General features: G+C 67.4%; 2 protein-coding genes. Both read left to right on the top strand.

Features of this window, described 5'->3' with window-relative positions; all coding sequences use genetic code 11:
- Positions 1-597: alpha/beta fold hydrolase (locus B2W70_RS17095; protein WP_286747633.1), on the top strand; the 597-nt coding region annotated here is incomplete at its 5' end.
- A gap of 69 nt (positions 598-666) precedes the next feature.
- The coding region (locus tag B2W70_RS17090; protein WP_286747661.1) for an ATP-dependent helicase at positions 667-2,063 on the top strand (1,397 nt) is incomplete at its 3' end.

Genomic DNA, 2,063 nt, shown 5'->3' with positions numbered 1-2,063 from the left:
GAGCCGCTGACGCTGACCGAACTCGCTGCCGACGCCGCCCGCCTGATCGATGAACTCGCCGGTGAGCCCGTGGTCTGGGTCGGCCTGTCCATGGGTGGCCTCATCGGCCAGGAACTGGCGCTGCGCCACCCCGACAAGGTCAAGGGCCTGGTGCTGGCCAACACCACCTCGGGCTACACCCCGGCGGGCCGCGAGGCCATTGCCGAGCGCATCGCCACCATCGACGCACATGGCCTGCAAGCGATCTCGACCGGCGCCATGCACCGCTTCTTCAGCGAGGCCTTCCGCACCCAACAGGCGGCCGCCGTGTCGCGTCACCAGCGCCTGCTCGAGGCCACCGACCCCGAAGGCTACACGGCCTGCGCCGCCGCCATCTGCGAGGCCGATTTCAGCGGCAAGCTGCACAAGGTGCGCGTGCCCTCGCTGGTGATTTCCGGCAGCCTCGACGAAAGCCTGCCGCCGGACACGGCCATCGCCCTGGCGCGTGCCATCACCGGCGCGCAACTGGTCACGCTGCAAGGCTGTGCGCACCTGAGCGCCGTGGAGCAACCACTGGCCTTTGCCGAAGTGGTCGGCGAGTTTGTCGCGGGGCTGTGATCCGGTGCCGATGCCCGCCCTGCCCACGCGCCACCTCGAGCGCCCACAACCGTGAGCGCCGCACCCACCATGAACCCGGCCCAGATGGCGGCGGTTCAGCACCTCGATTCGCCCTGCCTCGTGCTGGCAGGTGCCGGCTCGGGCAAGACGCGCGTGATCACGCACAAGATCGCGCGCCTGCTGCAACCCGGCGACGGCGCCGACCTGGCCCCCTCGCAGATCGGCGCCATCACCTTCACCAACAAGGCCGCCGCTGAAATGCGCGAGCGCGTCAAAGCGCTCATCGGCCCGAAAGCCGCTGGCAAGCTGCTGGTGTGCACCTTCCACTCGCTGGGTGTGCGCCTGCTGCGCGAGGACGGTGAAGCCCTGGGCCTCAAACCCAAGTTCTCCATCCTCGACAGCGACGACGTGCTCAGCATCCTGCGCGATGCCGGCGCCACCACCGACGCGAAACTGGCGCGCAGCTGGCAGTGGCAGATCAGCCTGTGGAAGAACCAGGGCATCAGCAGCGGCCATGCGCTGTCGGACGCTGGCAGCGACGACGAGATCCTCGCGGCCAAGGTGATGAAGCTGTACGAGGAGCGCCTGCTGGCCTACCAGGCCGTGGACTTCGACGACCTCATCGGCCTGCCGCTCAAGTTGCTGTCACAACACCCTCACGTGGCGCAGAAATGGCAGCGCCAGCTGCGCCACGTGCTGGTCGACGAGTACCAGGACACCAACGCCACCCAGTACGAGTTGCTCAAGCTGCTGGTCGGCCCCGAAGGCATCTTCACCGCCGTGGGCGACGACGACCAGTCCATCTACGGCTGGCGCGGCGCCACGCTCGACAACCTCAAGCGCCTGCCGCAGGACTACCCCAACCTCAAGGTGATCCCGCTGGAGCAGAACTACCGCTCCACCAGCGCCATCCTGCGCGCGGCCAACAACGTCATCCAGCTCAACCCCAAGCTCTTTCCGAAGACGCTGTGGTCGGACCTGGGCGAAGGCGAGCCGGTCAAAGTCGTCGAGTGCGACAACGAAGAGCACGAGGCCGAACGTGCGGTGGCGCGCATCCAGGCCATCCGTGGCGGCATGCTCAGCAACACGCAGCCGGCCGACTGGAACCAGTTCGCCATCCTCTACCGCGCCAACCACCAGGCACGCCCGATCGAGCAAGCGCTGCGCCGCGCCAACATCCCCTACAAGGTCTCGGGCGGCCAGAGCTTCTTCGACCGCGCCGAGATCAAGGACCTGTGCGCCTGGCTGCGCCTTTTGCTCAACAACGACGACGACCCTGCCTTCCTGCGCGCGGTGACCACACCCAAGCGCGGCATCGGCCACCAGACACTGGCCGCATTGGGCGAGTTCTCGGGCAAGTGGAAGGTGAGCCTGTTCGAAGCGCTGTTCTCCGATTCATTGAGCACCGTGCTGAGCCAGCGCGCGCTCGACGGCCTGCACGAGTTCGGCCGCTACATCAACGACTC

The organism is Aquabacterium sp. UBA2148, from assembly GCF_002328915.1.
Classification (GTDB): Bacteria; Pseudomonadota; Gammaproteobacteria; order Burkholderiales; family Burkholderiaceae_C; genus Aquabacterium; species Aquabacterium parvum.
This window is presented reverse-complemented; position numbering and strand designations above follow the sequence as displayed.